The following is a 1,835-nucleotide window of genomic DNA, read 5'->3' as shown; positions in this document are numbered from 1 at the left end:
AAGAGGTCAGGACACTCATCTTTTCGGTTTTTATGTTCGCTACCTAATCCGGCACATGATCGTCGCGCTTTGTCGGCATTAAAAAAAGGGAATGGCTATCGAGTTAAGTATAGACTTTCGAAAAGATAGACATTATCCATTGGAAATCGAAAGTTAGTGCACGACGGACGTTTATCGAAAGAAAGATTTATGACAGCTGATCTCGAGCAAGCCGGATATACGAGTCTCCAAATGGTTGAAGGGCTGGCGGATAAAGCCGCGGCAGTTCTGGAAAATTTGAGGGAAAGCGCTGTTGCCGCGCGAGCCGGCGAGCGACGAGAACCGACATTTCAGATTGGCCAGGCTGCAGAACTCGTAGGCCGGACGCCCGCAGCCATACGCGACGCAGAAAAGGATGGTCGTCTACCCAAACCTGAACGGGGAGCCAATAACAGGCGTGTGGGATATACGCTTGAACAGGTCAACGACATGCGCGGGATCTTTGGCACGCGTCCGTGGCGTGATCCAGGCGACCCGCCGGCAATCATAGCTGTTCAAAACTTTAAAGGCGGTGTCGGGAAATCAACGGTTGCTGTTCACCTTGCGCAATATCTCGCGATCCAAGGCTATCGCGTGGCGCTGATCGATTGTGATAGCCAAGCGTCAGCAACAACGCTCTTTGGTTACGTGCCAGATTTAGACCTTACTGATGATGAGACGCTTTATCCGTTTTTGCGGCACGATGAACGTTCGTCACTGAGCTACGCGCTCAAACCTACGCATTTCGATGGTCTATATCTGATACCGTCTAATCTGCGGCTGTTTCAATCTGAGTATGAAATCGCCGCGCGGATGGCTCAGGGCGAGCCTGGGCTTGTGGATCGGTTGTCGGTAGGGCTGGCGTCTATAGCGCCAAATTTTGACGTTATAATTATGGATCCTCCTCCTGCCTTGGGAGCAATCTCGCTTTCTGTGCTGAGGGCAGCAAATGCATTGGTCGTTCCGGTGCCCCCGACAATTATGGACTTTTCGTCAACGACGGCCTTCCTGTCGATGCTGGAGGAGACATTGCGGACGCTAGCGCAGTTTGACAGGGCTCCTTCTCTAGAGTTTCTCAAATTCGTGGCTTCTCGGGTTGAAGAGAACAAATCGATTCACAAGGAACTTATCAAGTTGATGCAGGCTATTTTCGGCCATCATCTAGTTAGAGCCCCTCTGAAAAATTCTGCTGAAATCGACAATGCCACAGCTCGACTCATGACTGTGTACGAACAGCAAGGAGCGATCACAAGCAAGTCGGTTCGTGATCGCTGCCTTACCTATCTGAACGCAGTGTGTAAGGAGCTTGAAACAGATATTCGGGGAATGTGGCCTAGTCATCAGGAGCGGCTTCGCAAGGAAGGACTGGTGTAATTTTTTCTTGGAGATGGCGGTTCATTGAACTCTCGCAAATCGTCAATTTCTGAAAATTGCAACGTTGCAATTTTGGATTGGTGGCGGAGCGAGAAGCGAAGCACGCATTTTCAAAGCATTATTCGAACTTTTTGCAGGTCGAGTAATGTGAAAAAGGAGGGATAAATGTCGGGGAAAAACAGGGCTTTTGCGGACGGCTTAACAGCTGCAATTTCAGGCGTAACCGGTAGACAAGGCCAGTCTCGTCCAAATCGGTCAATCATTAATGATCGTACTAACCGATTAGCAGAAGTTGCTAGCGGTAAAGTTGTTACTCGTACTCACGAGTTTATTGACCCTGCACGATGCAAAATGTGGGAGGGTCATAATCGTGATTACGCCGCGTTGTCTTATGAAAACTGTCGCGAACTTATCGAAAGCATTCGTGCGCAGGGACGCCAAGA

The 1,835-nt window shown here is 49.6% G+C and carries 2 protein-coding genes; both read left to right on the top strand.

The features are described from left to right. Window positions 1-189: 189 nt before the first annotated feature. Window positions 190-1,392: an AAA family ATPase gene (locus tag GEU01_RS21365; protein WP_019087420.1), complete on the top strand. Its 1,203-nt coding sequence runs from the start codon at window positions 190-192 to the stop codon at window positions 1,390-1,392. A gap of 165 nt (window positions 1,393-1,557) precedes the next feature. After that, window positions 1,558-1,835, top strand: a 278-nt coding sequence (locus GEU01_RS27190; protein ID WP_232272639.1) for a ParB N-terminal domain-containing protein, incomplete at its 3' end; no start/stop codon positions are given.

Origin of the sequence: Komagataeibacter europaeus LMG 18890 (assembly GCF_000285295.1) — a bacterium.
GTDB classification, from domain to species: Bacteria; Pseudomonadota; Alphaproteobacteria; order Acetobacterales; family Acetobacteraceae; genus Komagataeibacter; species Komagataeibacter europaeus.
This window is presented reverse-complemented; position numbering and strand designations above follow the sequence as displayed.

Coding starts and splice junctions, on each gene's coding strand:
- GEU01_RS21365 (WP_019087420.1), top strand. CDS start 190: ATGACAGCTGATCTCGAGCAAGCCGGATATACGAGTCTCCAAATGGTT.